Source organism: Dyella sp. NPDC103356, from assembly GCF_055584465.1.
The window spans coordinates 99,927-121,265 of sequence record NZ_JBVJLZ010000006.1 but is presented as its reverse complement, the minus strand read 5'-3'; the positions used below and the strand labels follow the sequence as shown (position 1 = coordinate 121,265).

Sequence of the window (21,339 nt, the reverse complement as noted above, 5' to 3'; positions counted from 1 at the left end):
GAAAACTGGAAACCGAAGCCACTGGATCCCGGCCTGCGCCGGGATGACGATGTAGGAGAGGTTTTTAGATGGTCCCGGAGGTCTCTATACCGGCCCTTTTGACCCCCGGCCAAGAAAAGAACCGGGGCAATCACCGTATCGAAGGACCGGCTGTGGGATTCAGCCCGCACCTCGGGATCGCCCCGTTTGCGCATACCTTGGGGGAGGTAGGTGCCGGATCGTGAGTCCGCGGGTGGAGCGGACGAGCCTACCGTTCAGGATGCGCACAAAAGGCGTACCGTGCCAGCGGAGAGGAGGAAGGGACCCCGACAGGCACGGCCGCCGTCTTGCAAACGTCGCCAGACGCCGATTGCGACTATGGATATCGACCCGGGCCCGATCGGTTCAAAATAGCCACGATTGAACCGAACTCCCGGGCCCCGGTATCCACCGGCACTGGGGGTCAATGCGCTCCGGGAGCGATGCATGCGGCGACAGCAAGATAAAGGCGGCACCAGAAACGGCGGGGACGACGCGCAGGACGAAGTCGCCTTGCTGATGCGTGTCGCTGCCGAAGAGATGGGGGCGTTCGAAACGCTCTATCGGATCTATCACCCGCGGTTGCAGCGCTTTGTTCGCGGCATGACCAAACAGTCCAGCCTGGCCGAGGAAATCATCGACGACACCATGATGGTGGTGTGGCGCAAGGCCTATACCTTCAACCATACGGCCAAGGTGTCGACCTGGATTTTCGCGATCGCGTATCGACAGTCCCTGAAGTCGCTGCGTGGCATCGACGACACGGTGGAGTTCGACCAGGACGAGCACGGCGGCAGCACGCATGTGGGGCCGGATGACGAACTACAACAGCAGGAATTGCGTCAGCACCTGGGCGACGCCTTGAACAGGTTATCGGCAGAGCAACGCGCGGTGATCGAGTTGACCTATTACTTCGGCTACGGTTGCCGTGAAATTGCCGAGATTGTCGACTGTCCGGTCGACACGGTGAAAACACGCATGTTTTACGCACGACGCAAGCTCAAGACGATGCTGGCGTCGCGTCGGGAGGCGATATGAGCGGACGGGTATTGAAATTCGAAGGATCGGTACACGCCGAGGCGGACCGTCTATTGCCCTGGTGGGTCAATGGAACGCTCGAAGGGGAAGAGCGCGAGCAAGTGGCGCAGCACTTGGCCGATTGTGCGCAGTGCCAGCGCGAAGTCGAGTGGCTGCGTACGCTGCAGGCGGAGCTGGTCAGCGAGCCAGTGGCATCGACCGATGCGCCGCGTGCGATGCAGCGCCTGCATCGCCGCATGCGCAGTGCCCAGGCACTATCGCAGGGTTCCGCACCATCGACGGCTACGCCACGTCGGGGTTGGGGGCGCCGTAATCGCTGGTTGGCATGGGTGGTTGCCGCGCAAGCCGTCGTCGTGGTCGGGCTGGGCGGCATGCTGATGCATAACCATCAGGCAAGCGGGGACTACCGCACGCTCAGCTCGCCCGATACGCGTGGCGCCTTGCTGGTAGTGACATTCGATCCGCAATTGACCGAAGCGCAGATGCGCGAACTGGTGCGTTCGAACGATACGCGTATTGTCGGTGGTCCCACCGAGGCGGGTGCCTATCTGCTCAGCGTATCGCCGGAGCGCGCCAATCGTGTACGCGACAATCTGCGTACCGCGCATGGCGTGACCCTGGCCGAACGCATGGATGCAGGCGGAGAACGCTGACGATGCAACGCCTGTTTCTCATGGCGCTTGTCTGTTTCGCGCTGGCCGCGTGTGCATCGAACACGCCGCGTACGGCTCTACCGATCGCGCATGATGCGTCGACCGAACATGCGCAATTGCTGGTCATGCTGCGCGCGCCGCCGCAACACTTTCAGCCGGCCAGCGTCTATGGGGGCAGTTACCGTTCGTCCTCCGACGAAGCGGCGCGTCGACGTGTGGCGCGTCAGCTGGCACGCGAGCACAACCTGGTGCTGATCGACGATTGGCCCATGCCTTCGCTGGGCCTCGATTGCTTTGTGATGCGTGCGGCCGACGGCGTGTCCACCGCTGCATTGGCCGATCTGCTGGCCAAGGACTCGCGTGTCGAGTCGGCGCAGCCCATGCAGTTGTTCCATGTGCTGGCCGAGCCCGAAGCGAGTCAGTCGGACAGGAAGGGCGACCCGCTGTACACCCTGCAGCCGGCTGCGTCGCGCTGGCACCTGTCGGAGTTGCACCAGACCGCCACTGGAAAGGGTGTCACGATTGCCCAGATCGATAGCGGCGTGGATGCCACCCATCCGGATCTGCAAGGGCAGGTCGTGCAGGCCCGCAACTTTATTGACGACAATCCCTATCGCCCGGAAAAGCACGGAACCGAAGTGGCCGGCATCATGGTGGCGCACGAGGGTAATGGCCTGGGCATTGCCGGCATCGCGCCGGACGCGCATCTGCTGGCGTTGCGCGCTTGCTGGGAAGACCCCGCCCATGACACGACAGCGATCTGCAGCAGCTTCACGCTGGCCAAGGCCCTGCAGTTTGCGATGGAAAGCCGGGCCAGCGTGCTCAACATGAGCCTGGCCGGTCCGGACGATCGCCTGCTCGGACGCCTGCTGGACGTGGTGATGGCACGCCATATCACGGTGGTCAGCGCGGTCGACGAAAACCTGGCCGGGGGTGGCTTTCCCGCCTCCTACCCTGGTGTGTTCGCCGTGGCGGGCGATCATGTCGAGCATGGCCCGCCCGGCGTGCTATACGCGCCCAGCCACGATATTCCCGCTACCGCGCCCGGCGGCGCCTGGGACTTCGTTACCGGCTCGTCATTCGCCGCCGCGCAAGTCAGCGGTCTGGTGGCGCTGATGCGCGAATTGTCGCCGGAGATCACGGCGGCGCACCTGCGTGACGCCATGGAGCCGGAAACTACGCTAGGCTTGACGGCACAGCGGCCTGCGATGATCGATGCGTGCGCGGCGGTGGCGCGTGCCAGTGGACACTGTGCGTGCGATTGCACTGCGGTAAGCGTGACATCCTCGGCGCCGCGCCGATAAGAGTCTCGTTTCGTGGTTCGAAAGCTGGTGGCGGTTGCCGCGGTGTTGTGTGTTTCCCAGACCCACGCGCAGGTCTCGACGTCGGCTGCGTTCGTTTCGGATTATCGCTATCGCGGCGTATCGCTTAGCGACGGAGAGCCCGCGGCGCAGCTATCCCTGTCTTACGATGCCCCGACGGAAGGCTGGTACGCCGGCGGCATGGCGTCCAATGTGCGGCTTGCGCGGGAAAACGGCGTACAGGTGCTGGGTTATGCCGGCATCAGCCGTCGTTTTGCACCGGAGTTCAGCTGGGAGCTGGGGGCGGAATACACGCAGTACAGCGGGCCGCACCATTATGAATATCCGGAAATCTATGCCGGGCTGACCTATCGGCAGATCAGCGCGCGCATTTACTACACCAATGACTACTTCAGTGTCGGTGTCCCGGTGGTGTATGCCGAGCTCAATGGTAGTCACAATTTTACCGACCACTGGTATGCGTTCGGCCATATGGGCCTGCTTCGGCGCAATGGGTATCCCTCCAACCAGGCTCGCATGGACTATCGTGCCGGCATGGGCGTGTCATTGAGCCATTGCGATGTGCAACTGGCCTGGACGACGGTGCGCGGCGCCGAGTACGTGCATTATCCGGTGGCCTGGGGCGCCGGTCGCGATGCCTGGGTAGTGAGTGTGTCCTACGCCTGGTGAGCCACGCCGGTGTTATGGCGACGTATGCGCAAGAAAAGCCAGCAGGGCTTTCCAGTTATCGCCAGCGCCCTTGGGATCGCGCGCCTCGATCAGGGTGGACGAACCGTGCACGCCACCCGTACGCGGTATGTATTGCTGCTTCGACGACGACGGGGAAGCGGCAAGGATGCTGCGTGCCGCCTCGATTTCTTCATCGGTGTTGGCGGACGTGACATAGATAGGCACGGTCACATGAGAAGCCGCGTCGCGCACCAGTGACTTGTTATCGAAGTACTCGCCGGGAGAGAAAGCCAGCACCGCTTTCACGTCGGGATGTTCCGCCGCGACCAGGAAAATCAGGGACGAGGAGTAACTGCTGCCCCAGAGCATGACCGGCAGTTTCTGTTGTTGCCCCCATGCCAGGGCGGCTTCCAGGTCCTGTTTGGCCTCCAGGTAGTCCGCTTTGCGCCCCAAGCCCGCCGCCGTTTCGTTGGGGCCGAACAGGTCGCCGCCGGAGCGCTGATCGATCGCCAGGGCGCTGTAGCCCGCTTCGACCAGGCGAGGTGCGATGGTGGCGTATTCGTCCTTGCTGGAACCGGCCTGGTGGAACAGCAGGATCAGTGCCTTGGGATGGGCGGCTCGATAGTAGTTGCCGTGCACGACCACGCCGTCTTTGGCCTTGAAGCTTGTCGATGTCGCGCCCTGAGCTCCATAAGCCGGCAAGACGGCGGTCAACAGAACGCCGAGAAGCACGAGGAAGCAGCGCAGGAGGTGGCGTGACATGAGGCGAATCCTTGGATTGTGGAGCGTCTGGGTAGCCCGGCTGCCGCAGGTTTCACGGGCGGCGCGGGTGGGTACCAGCCTGACTATCCGTGGATTTTTTGGCCAATGCAATCGTCTTGTGGGCTGCGGCGGCGAGCAAGCGTCAGGCTTGAATCGATTAACTATGCCGGTTTTTATCGATCTAAAAATTTTGCGTTAAATAATATTTATTCGTGAAGAAGGAGCTTATTTTTATTAATTGTATACATAAGTTGTCTTACGATTTTATCTGTTGCTAGCTTTAATTGTTTGGTGTATTAATCGCTACACCTCATTGCCGGTGAGGTTCATATAAAAAAATCGATTTCCTCTTCGAGGCGTCGATTTGACCAGGGAAGTTCAGGGTGCATGCGCGTGGCACTGATGTGCCGTGGCATTCATCAGCGTGGCTGATACCCACGCTGGTCGACAAGGAGGGCAACATCAATGTTCTACCCGGAAACGGCAAATTTTCGAACACCTGTATTGGAGCTTGAGCAGTACCAGGCTCCCTCGTGCAGGTGTTGTCAGGGGCCGCCAAGCTAGTTCTTGGCTCATTCCATTTCCTTGAACACTACTAGCGACGTTTGATCAACACCTTGAGGTGTGGGTAGGTTTTCGTTGCGCCATCCGTTTTCAATTCGCCGATCTGTGCGCGAAGGGGTGTCTATTGCCTGAAAATCGAGTCGCCACGATTTAACTGAGTTCGTTTGAGGATGAATAAATCACGTGCGCGCTTAATGCGTGCGCGACGGTCGCTTGTTGCCTGTTCATCAGGGTGAATAGCCGCAATAGCCGATCGCCGAGTGAGGTCGAGTGTCGCGTTTCGAATGTGCAGATTGATTGGTCTACCGCCCAGATCAGGAGATACACCGTGAACCGCATTTACAGGCTCGTGTGGAATCGTGCGTTGCACGCTTGGCAAGTAGCTTCCGAATTGACGACGCAGATGCATGCGGGATTGTCCTCGGGGCGTTGCGATTCCCCCTTGCCAAGCTGGCCCAGACGGCGTCTGGCCATGGCGCTGGCGATTGCAATGCCCTGGGTGAGTTCATCGGTGTATGCCGCTTGTACGCCCGCCAACCCAACCGCTGGCGCTACCGTCACCTGCACTGGGGCGGCCAATATTCTCGCTCCCAGCTATGCGGCGACCGCGAACAACATCACAGTTAACGTGCAAACGGGCGCGAGTGCGGGCGTGCTGCTGGGTCTTGGTGGCACCGCGATGTCGCTGACCGGTAATAACGTGACGTTCAACAATGCCGGCACGGTCGATCCCAGCCTGTTGGGGCTCCTCGGCCTGCTTTCGTCAGGCACCTTTATCGGCAATGGCAATGCCAGCACGTTAAACGTCAACAACGCCGCCACCGGCGTGATGAACGGAACCTCCGGGCTGCTCGGGGTCAGCATCAATGGCCTGACCGGCATGGCGCTGGCGGTACAGAACGGCACAGGCGGCACCACCAATATCCGTAACGACGGCACGATCGGTTCGAACGCGCTTCTTGGCATCAGCCTGATTCCATCGGATGCCCCCGTGTCGGCGGTCTACGGCGGTGGTAGCGTCAATTTCGTCAATACGGGAACGATCACTGGCCGCGTCGCCTTCCAGGCATCCGCTACGCCGGGTCTGGGTAATACGTTCGCCAACTCCGGCACGATCAATGGCGGCGTCTCGATGGGCGCCGGCAGCACCAATACGTTTACCGCGGTGTCCGGCTCTTCGGTCAATCTGGCCGGTGGCATCGGTCTGGATCTCAACGTGCTTGGCCTGGTCGGCGTAACGCTCGGCTTTGCGCCGACCGGCGTCGTCGACGGCGGTGCCGGCGGCAACAACACGCTGGTCCTGCAAAATGTCTTGCCGACCAGCGGCACCGGTACGGGCACGGGTGGCGCGGTAACCACGCTTTCCAGCGGCACCTATATCAATTTCCAGCATCTGCTCGTCAATAGCGGTACCTGGAATCTGCAGGGCCCGCTGGTCAGCGGCGATGCCACGCTCAATGGCGGCCTGGTCAATTTCGACAACGGTGGCGTCTTCGGTGCTAGCGCGATCTCGGCCAACGGCGGTGCCATCGCCGCGTCGAACGGCGGGCTGACCATCGCCAACAACGTGATCCTGGGCACGGGCGGTCTTACCGCCGCGGGAACCAACAACTTCACCTTGTCGGGTGTGTTGTCGGGTACGGGCGGGTTGACCCAGAGCGGTAGCGGCATCCTGAGTTTGACTGGTGCCAACACCTATACCGGTGGCACGATAGTGAGCGCCGGAACGCTTGCACTCAGCGGCGGTGGTTCGTTGCTGCCGACCGGCAGCATGAATTTATCCGGTGCCACGGGTCGCTTCGATATTTCCGCCGCGTCAGCGGACACGACGCTCGGTTCGTTGACGGGTGTGGCGGGAAGCCAGCTTGCACTGGGTGCGCACAACCTTACCGTAGGCGACGCAACCAGCACGACCTTTGCCGGCGCGATTACCGGTACAGGCGGTGTCGTCAAGCAGGGCGCGGGCACGTTGACCCTCAGTGGCGTCAACACCTATTCCGGCGGCACGAATATCAATGCGGGCATCCTGGCGCTGAGTGGCGGTGGTGCGCTTGCCGCCAATGGTGCTGTGACGATAGGCGCTACCAGCGCGCTGGATATCTCCGGCTCGAGCGCCAACCAGACGATCGGCAATCTCATTGGCGTGGCTGGCAGCCAGGTGCTGCTCGGAGCGCGTACGCTGACCACCGGAGGCGCAGCCAACAGTACGTTTGCCGGCGTCATCAGCGGCAGCGGCGGGCTGGTGAAACAGGGTGCCGGTACACTGACTTTGAGCGGCGCCAACACCTATAGCGGTGGCACCACCGTCAACGCGGGCGCGCTGCAGGGCGACACCACCAGCCTGCAGGGCAATATCGCGGATAACGCCTCGCTGATTTTCAACCAGGCAGCCAACGGTACGTTTGCCGGCGTCATTTCCGGTACGGGGGCGCTGAGCAAGCAGGGTGCGGGCGTGCTGACCCTGAGCGGCGCCAATACCTATAGCGGTGGCACCACGATCGGCGCCGGCACGTTGCAGGGCGACACCACCAGCCTGCAAGGCAATATCGTCGACAACGCCGCGCTGGTGTTCAATCAGGCAATCGATGGCAGCTTTGCCGGAGCCATCTCCGGAACCGGCACCTTGAACAAGCAAGGCGCGGGCACGCTCACCTTGAGCGGTACCAATACCTATACCGGTGGCACCACGATCGGCGCGGGTACCTTGCAGGGCACGACGGCAAGCCTGACCGGCGCCATCGTCGACAACGCCGCACTGGTGTTCAACCAGGCGACCAACGGCACGTTCGTCGGTGGCATCTCCGGTACCGGCAGCCTGACCAAGCTGGGTACTGGTACGGTGACCTTGAGCGGCGCCAATAGTTACAGCGGCGGCACGGTCATTACGGCCGGCGCGCTGCAGGGCGATACGAGCAGCCTGCAGGGCAATATCACCGACAATGCATCGTTGATCTTCGGCCAGGCTGTCGACGGTACGTTTGCGGGCGTCGTATCGGGGACCGGCAACCTCATCAAGCAAGGTGCGGGCACGCTTACCCTGACGGGCACCAACACGTATAGCGGCGGCACCACCATCAGCGCCGGCGCCTTGCAGATCAACACCGGCAATATCACCGGCAATATCCTCGACAACGCGTCGCTGATCTTCAATCAGCCGACCGATGGGACGTATGCGGGAGCCGTGTCGGGTACGGGCAGCCTGACCAAGACCGGCTCGGGAACGCTGACATTGAGCGGTGCCAATACGTATAGCGGCGGAACGACGATCAGCGCAGGTGCGCTGCAAGGCGATACGACCAGCCTGCAGGGCAATATGCTCGATAACGCCGCGCTGATCTTTGCCCAGAACACCGACGGGACATTTGTCGGTGCGATCTCCGGCACGGGCTCGCTGACCAAGCAGGGCGCGGGCGTGCTCACATTGAATGGCGCCAATAGCTACAGCGGCGGCACCACCATCAGCGCGGGCACCTTGCAGGGCGACTCCGCCAGCTTGCAGGGCAATATCGTCGACAACGCGGCACTGATCTTCAATCAGGCGACGAACGGTACCTACGCAGGCGTCGTATCGGGCAGTGGCAGCTTGAGCAAGACGGGCGCGGGCACGCTGACGTTGAGCGGCGCGAACACGTATACCGGTGGCACCACGATCAGCGCGGGTGCGCTGCAGGGCGATACCGGCAGTTTGCAAGGCAACATCACGGACAATGCCTCGCTGATTTTCAATCAGGTCGCCAACGGGACATTCGCCGGCGTGGTGTCCGGTACCGGCAGCTTGACCAAGAGCGGTGCCGGTGTACTGACCTTGAGTGGCGCCAATACCTATAGCGGCGGCACGACGATCAGCGCGGGCACCTTGCAGGGCGATACCACCAGCCTGCAAGGCAATGTCGTCGACAACGCGACGCTCGCGTTCAATCAAGGTACCGACGGTACCTTCGCCGGTGCCATCTCCGGCACCGGTGCGCTGGTCAAGCAGGGTGCGGGCGTACTTACGCTCAGCGGTGCCAATAGCTATAGCGGCGGTACCACCATCAGCGCCGGTGCATTGCAGGGCGATACGACCAGCATCCAGGGCAACGTGGTCGACAATGCCTCGTTGATCTTCAATCAAGCGGCAAATGGCACATTTGTCGGCGCCATCTCCGGCACAGGCAGCCTGACCAAGAGTGGTGCCGGCGTACTGACCTTGAGTGGCACCAACAGCTATAGCGGTGGTACTACGGTCAGCGCTGGCACCTTGCAGGGCGATAGCAGCAGCCTGCAAGGCAACATCCTCGACAACGCGGCCGTGGTGTTCAATCAGGGCACCAGCGGCACGTATGCAGGTGTGCTTTCTGGCACCGGCAGTTTGACCAAGGATGGCGCCGGCACCTTGATTCTAAGTGGCGCCAATACGTATGCCGGCGGTACCACGATCAGTGCCGGTGTATTGCAAGGCGATACCACCAGCCTGCAAGGCAATATCGTGGACAACGCCAGCCTGGTGTTCGACCAGACGGCCAGCGGCAACTTTGCCGGCGCGGTCAGTGGCAGCGGCAGCCTGGTGAAGCAGGGTGCGGGCACGCTGACATTGAGCGGCGCCAATAGCTATACCGGCGCGACGCAGATCAATGCCGGCACACTCGCACTGGCCGCGGGTAGCAGTCTGGCGGCCTCCAGTGGCGTCAACCTGACGGCAGGCAGCACGCTGGATCTATCGGCGGCGGGCAACCAGACGCTGGGTGTGCTCGGCGGTGCGGCCGGTACGATCGATATCGGCGCAAATACATTGACGCTCAACGGCGCGGGCAATGGCAGCTTTGGCGGCGTGATCGACGGCACCGGCGCATTGATCAAGCAAGGTAGCGGCACGCAGACATTGACGGGTGCCAACCTCTATACCGGCGGCACCACGATCACCGGCGGTACGCTGGCGCTTGGTGCGGGCGGCAGTCTCGCGGCGGGTTCGGCGGTCACGCTCGGTGGCACCGGCACGCTGGATCTATCGACGGCAGGCAACCAGACGATTGCCAACTTGAATGGCGCAAGCGGACAGATCCTGCTTGGCGGCGGCAGTGCGTTGACGGTCGATAGCGGCAACTTTGCCGGTGCGATCGGCGGTAACGGCGGCCTGACCAAGGCCGGTGCCGGCGCACTGGTTCTCGATGGCAGCAACACGTACACCGGTGCGACACAGGTCACGTCCGGCAGCCTGGTCATCGGTAGCGATGCAGCCCACGCGACGGCGGGCATACAGAGCGACGTCACCGTGGCGACGACGGCCTCACTGGGCGGCTTCGGCCACGTGGACGGCAATGTGGAGGTGCAGGCGGGTGGCCATCTGGCGCCCGGCGGCCTTCCGGTCGGCACTTTCACGGTAAACGGCAACGTCACGCTGGATCAGGGCAGTCAGCTCGACTTTGCGTTCGGCGCGCCGGGAGCGAATGCGACCACGCTCGGACAAAGTCATAACGTGCAGGTGAACGGGAACCTGAGCATCAATGGCGCCGCGCTCAACCCGACCGATGCGGGCGGGTTCGGTCCGGGCCTGTACAACCTGTTCAACTACACCGGCAGCCTGACCGAAACCAATGGCGGCATCACCGCGCCGGTTGGCTACAGCATTCAAAACCTTACCGGCAGCAAGCAGATCAATCTGATCAACGCGGTCGGTCTGTCGTTGAATATCTGGAACGCCAACGGGCTGGCCAATGCGACGCAGATGGGCGGTGGCACTGGCGTCTGGTCGCAGACCAACCCGAACTGGACCGATGCGACCGGCAGCATTACGGCGGTACGCGCACCGGCCGATTCGTTCGTGATCTTCGGTGGTGCGGCGGGTACCGTCACGGTCGACAACGCCGGTGGCGCGCAGCCGGTGACCACGCAAGGCATCCAGTTCGCCAGCGACGGTTACCTGCTCAATGGCGATCCGCTCGGTCTGGTGGCGGCAACGCCCGGTGCGCTCACCGAGGTGCGTGTGGGTGATGGCAGTGCGGCGAGTGCAGGCTGGGTTGCCACCGTCGACAACGTGCTTACCGGCAATGGCTTGCAGAAGACCGGTGCCGGTACGCTGATCTTGAATGGCGCGAACACGTATACCCAAGGTACGGAATTGAGCGCCGGCGTACTTTCGGTATCGTCCGATGCGAATCTCGGTGCGGCGTCGGGCAATCTCGATTTCGAAGGCGGTACCTTGCAGGTGACCGGTACGGCTTTCACCAGCACGCCTCGCGCGATCGTGTTTGGCGCAACTGGCGGCGGTTTCGACATCGCCGATGCAGGCAACACCTTCACCGTCAACCAGGCGCTGACCGGTACCGGCAGCCTGACCAAGTCCGGCGACGGCACCTTGGTCTTGTCGGGCGCCAACAGCTATAGCGGCGGTACGACCATCGGCGCGGGTACGTTGCAAGGTGACACCACCAGCCTGCAGGGCAACATCGCCGACAACGCGTCGCTGATCTTCAATCAGGGAACGAACGGTACCTTCGCCGGCGTGATATCGGGCAGTGGCGATCTGACCAAGCAGGGCGCGGGCACGTTGACCCTGAGCGGTGCCAACACGTACAGCGGCGGCACCACGATCAGCGCGGGCGCGCTGCAAGGCGACACCACCAGCCTGCAGGGCAATATCGCCGACAACGCGTCGTTGATCTTCAATCAGGGAACGAATGGAACCTTTACCGGCGCGATATCGGGCAGTGGTGACTTGACCAAGCAGGGCGCGGGCACGCTGACCTTGAGCGGTGCCAATACGTATAGCGGTGGCACCACGATCAGCGCCGGTGCATTGCAGGGCGATACGACCAGCATCCAGGGCAACGTGGTCGACAATGCCTCGTTGATCCTCAATCAGGCGACGAATGGAACGCTGGCCGGTGCGATTTCCGGCAGCGGTAGCCTGACCAAGCAGGGTGCCGGTACGGTGACACTAACCGGCGCCAATACATACAGCGGCGGCACCACGATCAGCGCGGGTGCACTGCAAGGCGACACCACCAGCATCCAGGGCAATGTGGTCGACAATGCGTCGTTGATCTTCGATCAGGCGGCCAATGGAACCTTTGCCGGCGTGGTATCGGGCACAGGCAATCTCACCAAGGATGGCGCCGGCACTCTGACCTTGAGTGGCGCCAACACCTATAGCGGTGGCACGACGATCGACGCGGGTGCCTTGCAGGGCAATACGACCAGCATTCAAGGCAATGTCGTCGACAACGCGTCGTTGATCTTCGATCAGACCGCGAACGGCACCTATGCAGGTGTTATCAGTGGCACCGGCGATGTGACCAAGCAAGGCGGCGGCACGCTGACCTTGAGCGGTGCAAACACCTATACCGGTAGCACCGGCATCGATGCCGGTACGTTGGCACTGGGGGCCGGCAGCAGCCTTGCCGCATCGAGCGGGATCAATCTGGCGGCAGGCGCCACGTTCGATATTTCCGCCGCGGGTAATCAGACGGTCGGCGTGCTGAACGGTGGCGGCGGTACGGTAAATATCGGTGGCAACACGCTCACGCTCGACAGTGCAGCGAACGGCTCGTTCGGTGGTGTGATCAGCGGCAGCGGTGCCTTGATCAAGGATGGCAGCGGTACGCAGACCCTGACCGGTGCCAATCTCTATACCGGTGGCACCACCATCAACGACGGCACGCTGGTACTGGGTGCCGGTGGCAGCCTGGCGGCGGGCTCGGCATTGAGCTTGAGCGGCAACGGCACGCTCGATGTCTCGGCCGCGGGCAATCAGACCGTGGCCAGCCTGACCGGCACGGGCGGCCAGATTCAACTGGGCGGCACCACGCTCGATGTGGGCAGCGGCAACTTTGCCGGCGTGATCGCCGGTACGGGTGGCGTGACGAAGAGCGGCGGCGGTGCGTTGACGCTCAACGGGGTCAACACCTATACCGGTGCCACCCAGGTGACATCCGGCAGCCTGATCATCGGCGGCGATGCGGCGCATGCGTCGGCCAGCGTGCAGAGCAATATCACGGTGGCCAATACCGGATCGCTCGGCGGCTTCGGTCAAGTCAACGGCGATCTGGACGTCCAATCGGGCGGCCATCTGGCGCCGGGTAATCCGGTGGGCAGTTTCACCGTCAATGGCAACGTGCTGCTCGAACAGGGCAGCCAGCTGGACTTCTCGTTCGGCGCGCCGGGCCCCAACATCAACACGCCAGGGCAGGGCCACAGCGTCCAGGTCAACGGCAACCTCACCATCAATGGCGCCACCCTCAATCCGCTCGACGCGGGTGGTTTCGGCCCGGGCCTGTACAACCTGTTCAACTACACCGGCACGCTGACCGAAGCCAATGGCGGCATCACGCCACCGCCCGGTGGCTACACCATTCAGAACCTGACCGGCAGCAAGCAGATCAACCTGATCACGACCGCCGGGATGGATCTCAACTTCTGGAATGCCAACGGTCTGGCGACGAACAGTCAGCTGGGCGGCGGCAGCGGTGTGTGGTCGCAAGCCAATGCGAACTGGACCGATGCCACCGGCAGTGTGACGGCCACGCGCGAGCCGGCCAATGCATTCGTGATCTTCGGCGGCGCACCGGGCACGGTCACCGTCGACGATGCCGGTGGGGCGCAACCGGTGACGACACTGGGCATCCAGTTCGCCAGCGACGGCTATCACCTCAATGGCGATGCGATCGGTTTGACCGGGACAGCGCAGGCTCCGCTCAGTGAAATACGCGTGGGCGACGGCAGCTCCGCCAGCGCAGGCTGGACGGCGACCATCGACAATGTGCTGACCGGCAACGGTTTCAACAAAACCGGCGCGGGCACCCTGGTGTTGAACGGCGCCAGCACGTACACGCAAAGTACCGAGTTGAGCGCGGGTGTACTTTCGGTCTCGTCGGATGCGAATCTCGGCGCGGCATCGGCCAACCTCGATTTCGAAGGCGGCACGCTGCGCATTACCGGCACCGCCTTCAATACCACGGCACGCGCGGTCACGCTGGGTGCGGCTGGCGGCGGTGTCGATATTGCCGACGCGGGTAACGCGTTCACCTTGAGCAATGCACTGAGCGGTAGCGGCGGCCTGACCAAGCTGGGCGATGGCACGCTGATCCTGACTGGCGCCAATAGCTATACCGGCGGCACGACGATCAGCGCCGGTACCTTGCAGGGCAATAGCACCAGCCTGCAGGGCAACATCGCCGACAACGCCGCACTGGTGTTCGACCAGGCAAACGGCGGCACCTTTGCCGGCTCCATCTCGGGCAGCGGCACGGTGACGAAACAGGGCGCGGGGACGCTGATCCTGAGCGGCACCAACAGCTATGGCGGCGGCACCACGATCAGTGCGGGTGCACTGCAGGGGAATAGCACCAGCCTGCAGGGCAACATCGTCGACAACGCCGCGTTGATCTTCGACCAGGCGAGCGACGGTACCTTTACCGGCGCAGTGTCGGGCAGCGGTTCGTTGACCAAGCAAGGCGCAGGCATGCTCACCTTGAGCGGCACCAACAGCTACAGCGGCGGCACCACGATCAGCGCGGGTACGCTTGCCGGCACCACCAGCAGCCTGCAAGGCGATATCACCGACAACGCCGCGCTTGCCTTCAACCAGACCAGCGACGGTACGTTTGCCGGAACGATCTCGGGCAGCGGCAGCTTGATCAAGCAAGGCGCGGCCACGTTGACGCTCACCGGCGCCAATACCTATGCCGGCGGCACCACGATCAGCGCCGGTACGCTGCAAGGCGACACGACCAGCCTGCAAGGCAATATCGCCGACAATGCGACACTCGCGTTCAATCAGGCGACCGACGGAAGTTTCGCTGGCGCGATTTCCGGTGCCGGCGCGGTGGTCAAGCAAGGTGCGGGCGTACTCACCCTGAGTGGCACCAACAGCTACAGCGGCGGCACGACGATCAGTGCGGGCACGTTGCAAGGCAACTCGGCCAGCCTGCAGGGCAATATCGCCGACAACGCCGCACTGGTCTTCGATCAGGGGACGGATGGCAGCTTTGCCGGTGCTATCTCCGGCGCGGGTACGGTCACCAAGCAAGGCGCGGGCACGCTGATACTGGCCGGTGCCAACAGCTACACCGGCGGTACCGTCATCAGTGCAGGCACCTTGCAGGGCGACACGACCAGCCTGACCGGCAACATCACCGACAACGCCGCACTGGTGTTCAACCAGAACAGCGACGGCGCATTCAATGGCAGCATTGGCGGCACCGGCAGCATCACCAAGCAGGGCAGCGGTGCGCTGACCTTGAATGGGAACAACTCGGCGACCGGAACAGCCACGGTGCAGTCGGGCACGCTGATTGTCGGCGATGCCGGCCATGCGAGCGCGACGCTCGATAGCAACGTCGTCGTCAACAGCGGTGCGACGCTCAGCGGCATCGGCACGATCGGCGGCCTGGATCTGCAAGGCACGATCATGCCAAGCAGTCTTACCGATCCGCTCAATGTCAGCGGCAATGCGTTGCTGCGCAGCGGTTCGACGTATCAGGTCACGGCGAACGCGGCCGGCCAAAGCAGCTTGATCGCCGTTGCGGGCACGGTCACCATCCAGGGCGGCACCGCGCTGGCCTTGCTCAGCCCCGGCAACTACAAGCCGACGACCGAATACACCATCATCACCGGCGGCCAGGGCGTCAGCGGAACATTTGCCGGCGTGCAGTCCAGTCTGACCTTCCTGACGCCGACGCTGAGCTACACCGCCAATGCGGTGAATCTGTCGTTGCAGCGCAATGCGGTGAGCTTTGTCGACATCGCCAACACGCACAACGAAAAGAACACCGCGACCGGCATGGATGGCCTGACCTTCGACAATCCGGTGTATTCCGCGTTGACTTTGCTCGATCCAGACGGTGCACGCCGTGCGCTCAACGAGCTCTCGGGTGAAGTGCATGCCAGTACGCAAACCGCCTTGTTCGACAGCAGCAGCCATATCCGCAGTGCGGTGAACCAGCATCTGCAGGGCATCGACTACGGTGGCCAGACGGCGAACGGCGAAACGCATGACGGCGTCGTGGTGTGGACCACCGGCTGGGGACATTGGGACGATCACGATGGCGACGGCAATGCTTCGCACATGCAATCGAACGGTAGTGGCCTGGTAGTCGGTGCCGATCTGCCGCTGGATCAGACCCGGCTCGGTGTGCTGGTTGCGCGCGGCCAGGATTCGACGCGCGTGGATTCGCTCGGTTCGGATACGAATGCCCACAGTACGTATGCCGGCTTCTACGGCAATTCCGAATGGGGTGCGTTCCGGCTTCGCGGTGCGGTGATCTACGCGTGGCAGGACATCCGTGGCCATCGCTCGATCAGCTTCCCCGGTTTCTCGCAGAGTGCGAACAGCGACTACGACGCACATACCGCGCAGGCTTATCTGGAAGGCAGCTATGTGATTCCCCTGGGTCAGTTCACCACCCTGGAGCCCTATGCCAACCTCGCGCGCGTACAGGTGCATACCGATGGTTTCCGCGAACAGGGCGGTGCGGCCGATCTGGACATCGATGCGGCAACGGCCAACCAGACGATCGGTACGCTGGGCTTGCGCAGCACGACAAGCCTGGGCCAGAGCGGCTTGCGCGGTTATGCCGGTATCGGCTGGCAGCATGCCTGGGGTGACACGCAGGCGAGCCGCAACGAGCACTTCGTTGCAGGTGGTCCTGGTTTCAACATCCAGGGCGTGGCCGTTGCCAGCAACGCCGGTGTTGTCGACCTGGGTCTGCGCATGCCGCTGGGCTCGCATGCCTGGGTCGACGCGAGCTACTTCGGGCAGTTTGCCAGTCACGCGAACGATCAATCAGCTCGGTTGACCCTGACGGTATCTTTCTGAGGCCATCCATCGCGGCCGCCATTCAGGCGGCCGCGATCTTGCAACGAAGCCGCCCATGTCAGTGACAGTGTCCATGGATGCGATTCAAGCGGAGCTTGCGGCTTCACGGCCGATCTATCTGCGTGACTTGAGCCGACTGGTGGGCGCCATCGACACGGGTGCGACGATAAGCAAGACCACCGATGCAGCATTGAGCTTCGGCGGTTATCGCACCACGACTTATGGATATGTCGGTCTGGACGCTGCGTTCTCGCGCATCGTCGTGGAAATTATCGATGACACACAAGCGGTGATTCGCCTGGCGCTGTTTCTCAAGCCATCGGCGGATCCGCGTGTGGATCAGCTTGTCTCGCGGTACGAGCTGAGCAAACTGCCTCATTACGGCGGGCATGACGGGTTCGAGCAATATGCGCGCTCCTACCCGGGCGGCAATCTGGATGTCTACGTGCCGCTGGCGCCCGAGGCGCACATGGGCTGCGCCACGGAAATACACGTATTCGCCGATCCGCGGATCTCGTCGCCATCGGCATATCACGTGCCGCGCTGACCCTTCGCAGGTATGCCAATAGTCACTAGTGGCGCCATTTAGATCGATGCAAAATCGGCGAAATCACCTAAGAGGGGTTCTGAGCCGTGAGTCGATCGACGCTTTTCGCCGCTGTGATAGTTGCCGCTTGCACCCTGTCCGGCGTCGCTGCCGCGCAATCGGTCAATACCTTGAGTCCGCAAGAAAAAGCCGATGGCTGGCAGCTGCTTTTCAACGGCAGGAACCTCGATGGCTGGCATTCGTATCTGCAGAAGGCGCCGGGCAAGGACTGGAGTGTGCAGGACGGCGCGATCATGCTCGAACGCGGTCGCACCGGCGACGAGAAGGACTTCGGCGATCTGGTGACAAGAGCCGAGTACGAGAACTTCGACCTGAAGCTCGAATGGAAAATGACCGCCTGCGCTGATGCGGGCATCATGTTCAACGTGCACGAATCGCCCGAATACCATGAAACCTACGAAACCGGACCGGAGATGCAGATCGCCGACCTGGTCTGCACCAAGCCCGATAGTCAGGTGCTTTACGAGCGCTCCGGCGATCTTTTCGATTTGATTTCATCCGATGTCGAACGCGTGCGCGAGGCCGGCAACTGGAATCAGTTCGAAATTATTTCCGATCACGGCCATCTGCAGTTTTTCCAGAACGGCCACAAGGTTGTCGATACGCATCTGTGGGACGCCGACTGGGACAAGCTGGTGGCGCACACCAAGTTTGCCCGTATGCCGGGGTTCGCCAAGTTTCACAAAGGGCATATTTCCCTGCAGGGCACCGAGGACAAAGGCGAGACGCCGATTCGCCTCTGGTTCCGGGACATCAAGATCAAGGCGCTCTGAAAAAGCCGGAAATTCGTCGCAGTTTCCGGCGGCGATAAAATACGGCGCGATTCAGTATTATCCCGATAAGGTGCCTCGGCCTGCAGCCAGGCACCCCGGATCCAGGGATTCAAGGAGTGCGCATGTTCGACTATCGACGCGGTACGGCGCGGCGCGTGTGGAAGGCCATGGTGGCAATCGCTGGCCTGGCGCTCGCTCAGGGGTTCTGCCTGGCGCAAGCCGATGACCATCCCTTTCAGGGTAGCTGGGCCTATAGGCAGACCTGCGGTCAACATCACACAGCCGACATCAAACTGGTACAGGCCGGCACCGATGTGACCGGCGACTGGAGCGACGGCACGCAGGCCAGTGGTTCGGACGGCAAACTCAAAGGCAGCATTCACGACGGCAAGCTGTTCGTGCGCTATTGCGGCAGCGACGAGCAGGCCGGTTATGCGGTTTGCCCGGATTACGAAGCCAACGAGACCGATTATTTCGTGCGCCAGGGTACGGATCTGGTGTGGTATCAGATGACCGGCAAGAAAGGCGACAACACTTTCAGGAAGTATGTCGTACTGCATGCATCCGTGAACGGCAAGCCGGTTCACGGTGACAGCAAGTGCGGTAGCTGAACTTCACAAGATATGAGCGGAGCAACTCGCTGCATCCTTGATTGAACGCGTATTGAGGGGAGAGCATCCATGCCAGGTTTAACGGACGACGAAGCCAGGGCTGTCGCTTATTTTGCGATCGGTGTGAGTTCTGAAGGGGGCGACCAAGCGTATCGCCTCAGCTTTGCGGGAAATACGACTCGTGATGCGCAGGGCAACGTCGAATTGCACCCCGTGGCGGCCAGCGGCTATTCGATCGGCACCTTGCAAAGCGACCTCGGCCAGAGCAGTGGTGTCGTATCTACCCAACTGGTCGATGCCTACCAGACCTGGGCGCATGCCAACCACGCCGACTGGGCCTTGAACGATGCGCAGCGTACGCAGACGATCAGCGACCTGAGCCGTAACGGTCACCAGATCAACGCGGACAACGGCCGCGACCTCGATGCTGGCGTCAAGTCGCATCTCAACAGTTTTCTCGCCAGCAACGACGGCATCACCTTCATCCACAACCGTGACGTGGAACAGGTCAACAAGTTGATGACCGATGTGGTGACGCCCATGCGTGCGAGCCAGCTCTATCAGCATGCGTCGGCAGACGACCAAGCCAAGCTTATCGCGATCGCCGCCAAGGCCTACAACCAGAGCGAGCGTTGGGGCGGACAGATCGTTCACGACGTCGGCAACTGCACTTATCACAGTGTGGCCGACGTCAGTGGCGCCGTCGACCATATGCCTGGCTATATGCAATCGGGACGCGACGCGGCGCTTCGTGGTGCGGACCTGTTCAACACCATGCAGCATGCCACCGTAAACAACTCCATGCATGCGCCGTGGCAGGATGTGGTCGCCAATCCGCTGGTCAACCCGACGCGGCTGAACGCCGATCCGGCTCATCCGCATCTAGGCCAGGAATACCTCACCGTCAAGGATGCCTTCGTCGATCCGACGCATGGCCGTGCGATGGTCAACGCGCTGGAAAGCGGTGGTTCGTATAACCATGGCAACCCTGCCACGGCCCATGGGCGTGGCTTTTATGCCGAAGGCCGCGACTTTGTCGAATGGGACCGCGCCGGTCAGGGGCGCGCCTTCGTCAACGGGCAGTGGAGCGATGTCGCGCGCACCGATCTGACGCGCACGGTCAATCACGATCACACCGTTGACCTCAACGTTCGCCGAAATGGCGCCGAAGAGCGCCTGCTGCATGTGACGCATCCCGCCGCTGTGCAAGCTCATCCGGCTCATCACGGCCATCCAGCTCATCCCGCGCAGGCGCATCATCCGCAGGCGGCCGCGCACGCTGCTGCTTCACAGTTGAACGATGCAGCGCATCCGGGTAACGCGATGTATCGAGACGCGCTCAGCGCGGTACAACACCTGGACGCGCAGCAGGGTCGCGCCTCCGATCATCACAGCGCGAACCTTGCCGCCGCCTTGACTGTTGCCGCCAGGGAGCATGGGCTCAGCCAGATCAATCATGTCGTGCTGAGCGACGATGCGAGTCGTGCCTATGCGGTGCAGGGCGATCTGAATTCACCGTTCAAGCAATATACCGATGTCAATGTGGCGCAGGCGGTCAACACCCCGATCGCCCAGAGCAGTAACGCGTGGCACCAGGCCGCCCAACATCAACCCGCGACCAATAGCCACGCGGTCCAGCAACAACAGGCACCGACCCAGCATCACGAGGCGCCGATTCAGCATCACGCCAACCCTGTCATCCATTGACCCATGGGCTACCCGCTGCCATGCGCCATCGGTGGCGGGGCGGCGAGAATCAGCGGGGACCCGTTGGCGATCTACGCGAGCGGATGCCGTCGCGAACGACGTAAGTCACCGCGCCCAGCGTAAGCAGCGCCAACGCGTACCAGGTGATCGCATAGGACAGGTGGTTGTTCGGGAACGACACGACCGTAAGACCTGCGCGTGGCCAGGACGTATCAGGTTGCGATGTCGCGTTGGTCGGAGCGTCTGCATCCACAAAATAGGGCGCCACGTGTTCAAGCTTGCGTGTCGTCGCCATGGCCGCGACGTCGCGCGTGTACCAGCGATCGGCAGCGATATCGTTATGGCGCAGGAACGCCCTGGTTTCCGGCATGCGGATCAGGCCGGTCAACGTAATGTCGCCGGTCGCTCCCGGTGCGCAAGGGGCCGTTGTCGAGCAACGATCGGCGAGCACGAACCCGCGATTGATCATGACGATCGAGTCGTCGGCCATGCGCAGCGGCGTCATGACCCAATAGCCGCTGCCCAGGTCGCTGGACGTCCACACCAGGACCTGCCGGTCGTAAAGATAGGAGCCGCTCAATTGCACATGACGGTATTCGTCGCTGGCGGCATTCACCTGCGGCCATTGGGACGGGCCGGGTATGGCCGTCACCGGTGCGTGGATACGTTGATCGACGCGAGCAATCAGATCGAGCTTCCACGCGCGGCGATAGATCTGCCAGGTGCCGAGCGCCACAAAGCCGGCAAAAACGATCGCACCGAAAACGACCCACAGGGCGAGAGAAAACAACCCTCGCGGGGTGCGCGGTTCTTCCATGGTT

General features: G+C 62.2%; 10 protein-coding genes and 4 pseudogenes. 12 read left to right on the top strand and 2 right to left on the bottom strand.

Annotated elements, in window-relative coordinates; genetic code table 11:
• Positions 1–465 precede the first annotated feature (465 nt).
• Genes ACZ6WW_RS15045 through ACZ6WW_RS15030 form a run of 4 tightly spaced genes read left to right on the top strand, consistent with a single transcriptional unit; the run spans position 466 to position 3,700 of the window.
• The gene (locus ACZ6WW_RS15045) at positions 466–1,056 is read left to right on the top strand and encodes an RNA polymerase sigma factor (protein ID WP_465274926.1); all 591 of its coding nucleotides are present in this window, start codon (positions 466–468) and stop codon (positions 1,054–1,056) included.
• Positions 1,053–1,709 (top strand): anti-sigma factor family protein, encoded by a 657-nt coding sequence (locus ACZ6WW_RS15040; RefSeq protein ID WP_465274925.1) that lies wholly within the window; start codon positions 1,053–1,055, stop codon positions 1,707–1,709. The genes ACZ6WW_RS15045 and ACZ6WW_RS15040 overlap by 4 nt, the downstream gene beginning before the upstream one ends.
• Positions 1,710–1,711: 2 nt before the next feature.
• The gene (locus tag ACZ6WW_RS15035) at positions 1,712–3,013 is read left to right on the top strand and encodes a S8 family peptidase (protein WP_465274924.1); all 1,302 of its coding nucleotides are present in this window, start codon (positions 1,712–1,714) and stop codon (positions 3,011–3,013) included.
• A gap of 12 nt (positions 3,014–3,025) precedes the next feature.
• Positions 3,026–3,700 carry a TorF family putative porin gene (locus ACZ6WW_RS15030; protein WP_465274923.1) on the top strand — a complete coding sequence of 225 codons (675 nt, stop codon included), beginning with the start codon at positions 3,026–3,028 and terminating at the stop codon, positions 3,698–3,700.
• A 12-nt stretch (positions 3,701–3,712) separates the two neighbouring features.
• Here ACZ6WW_RS15030 and ACZ6WW_RS15025 read toward each other — a convergent pair whose 3' ends face one another.
• Positions 3,713–4,462: a dienelactone hydrolase family protein gene (locus ACZ6WW_RS15025; RefSeq protein WP_465274922.1), complete on the bottom strand. Its 750-nt coding sequence runs from the start codon at positions 4,460–4,462 to the stop codon at positions 3,713–3,715.
• Between the two features lie 796 nt (positions 4,463–5,258).
• Here ACZ6WW_RS15025 and ACZ6WW_RS15020 point away from each other — a divergent pair.
• The 8 genes and pseudogenes from ACZ6WW_RS15020 to ACZ6WW_RS14985 all read left to right on the top strand — a co-directional run.
• Positions 5,259–7,022, top strand: a pseudogene (locus tag ACZ6WW_RS15020) (autotransporter-associated beta strand repeat-containing protein); the annotation flags it as partial.
• Positions 7,023–7,235: 213 nt separating this feature from the next.
• Positions 7,236–9,647 (top strand): annotated as a pseudogene (locus ACZ6WW_RS15015) (autotransporter-associated beta strand repeat-containing protein); the annotation flags it as partial.
• Positions 9,648–9,752: 105 nt separating this feature from the next.
• A pseudogene (locus ACZ6WW_RS15010) lies at positions 9,753–11,795 on the top strand (autotransporter-associated beta strand repeat-containing protein); the annotation flags it as partial.
• 84 nt (positions 11,796–11,879) lie between these two features.
• Positions 11,880–15,491, top strand: a pseudogene (locus ACZ6WW_RS15005) (beta strand repeat-containing protein); the annotation flags it as partial.
• A 1,384-nt stretch (positions 15,492–16,875) separates the two neighbouring features.
• The gene (locus ACZ6WW_RS15000) at positions 16,876–17,367 is read left to right on the top strand and encodes a hypothetical protein (RefSeq protein WP_465274921.1); all 492 of its coding nucleotides are present in this window, start codon (positions 16,876–16,878) and stop codon (positions 17,365–17,367) included.
• Positions 17,368–17,453: 86 nt separating this feature from the next.
• On the top strand, positions 17,454–18,200 hold the full coding sequence (locus tag ACZ6WW_RS14995; protein WP_465274920.1) for a 3-keto-disaccharide hydrolase: 747 nt from the start codon (positions 17,454–17,456) through the stop codon (positions 18,198–18,200).
• Between the two features lie 122 nt (positions 18,201–18,322).
• Positions 18,323–18,811 (top strand): hypothetical protein, encoded by a 489-nt coding sequence (locus tag ACZ6WW_RS14990; RefSeq protein ID WP_465274919.1) that lies wholly within the window; start codon positions 18,323–18,325, stop codon positions 18,809–18,811.
• 69 nt (positions 18,812–18,880) lie between these two features.
• Positions 18,881–20,518, top strand: coding sequence for an XVIPCD domain-containing protein (locus tag ACZ6WW_RS14985; RefSeq protein WP_465274918.1), 1,638 nt, complete (start codon positions 18,881–18,883; stop codon positions 20,516–20,518).
• Between the two features lie 49 nt (positions 20,519–20,567).
• On the opposite strand, the gene ACZ6WW_RS14980 is transcribed toward ACZ6WW_RS14985, so the two are convergent.
• Positions 20,568–21,335, bottom strand: coding sequence for an SURF1 family protein (locus ACZ6WW_RS14980; RefSeq protein WP_465274917.1), 768 nt, complete (start codon positions 21,333–21,335; stop codon positions 20,568–20,570).
• Positions 21,336–21,339 lie beyond the last annotated feature (4 nt).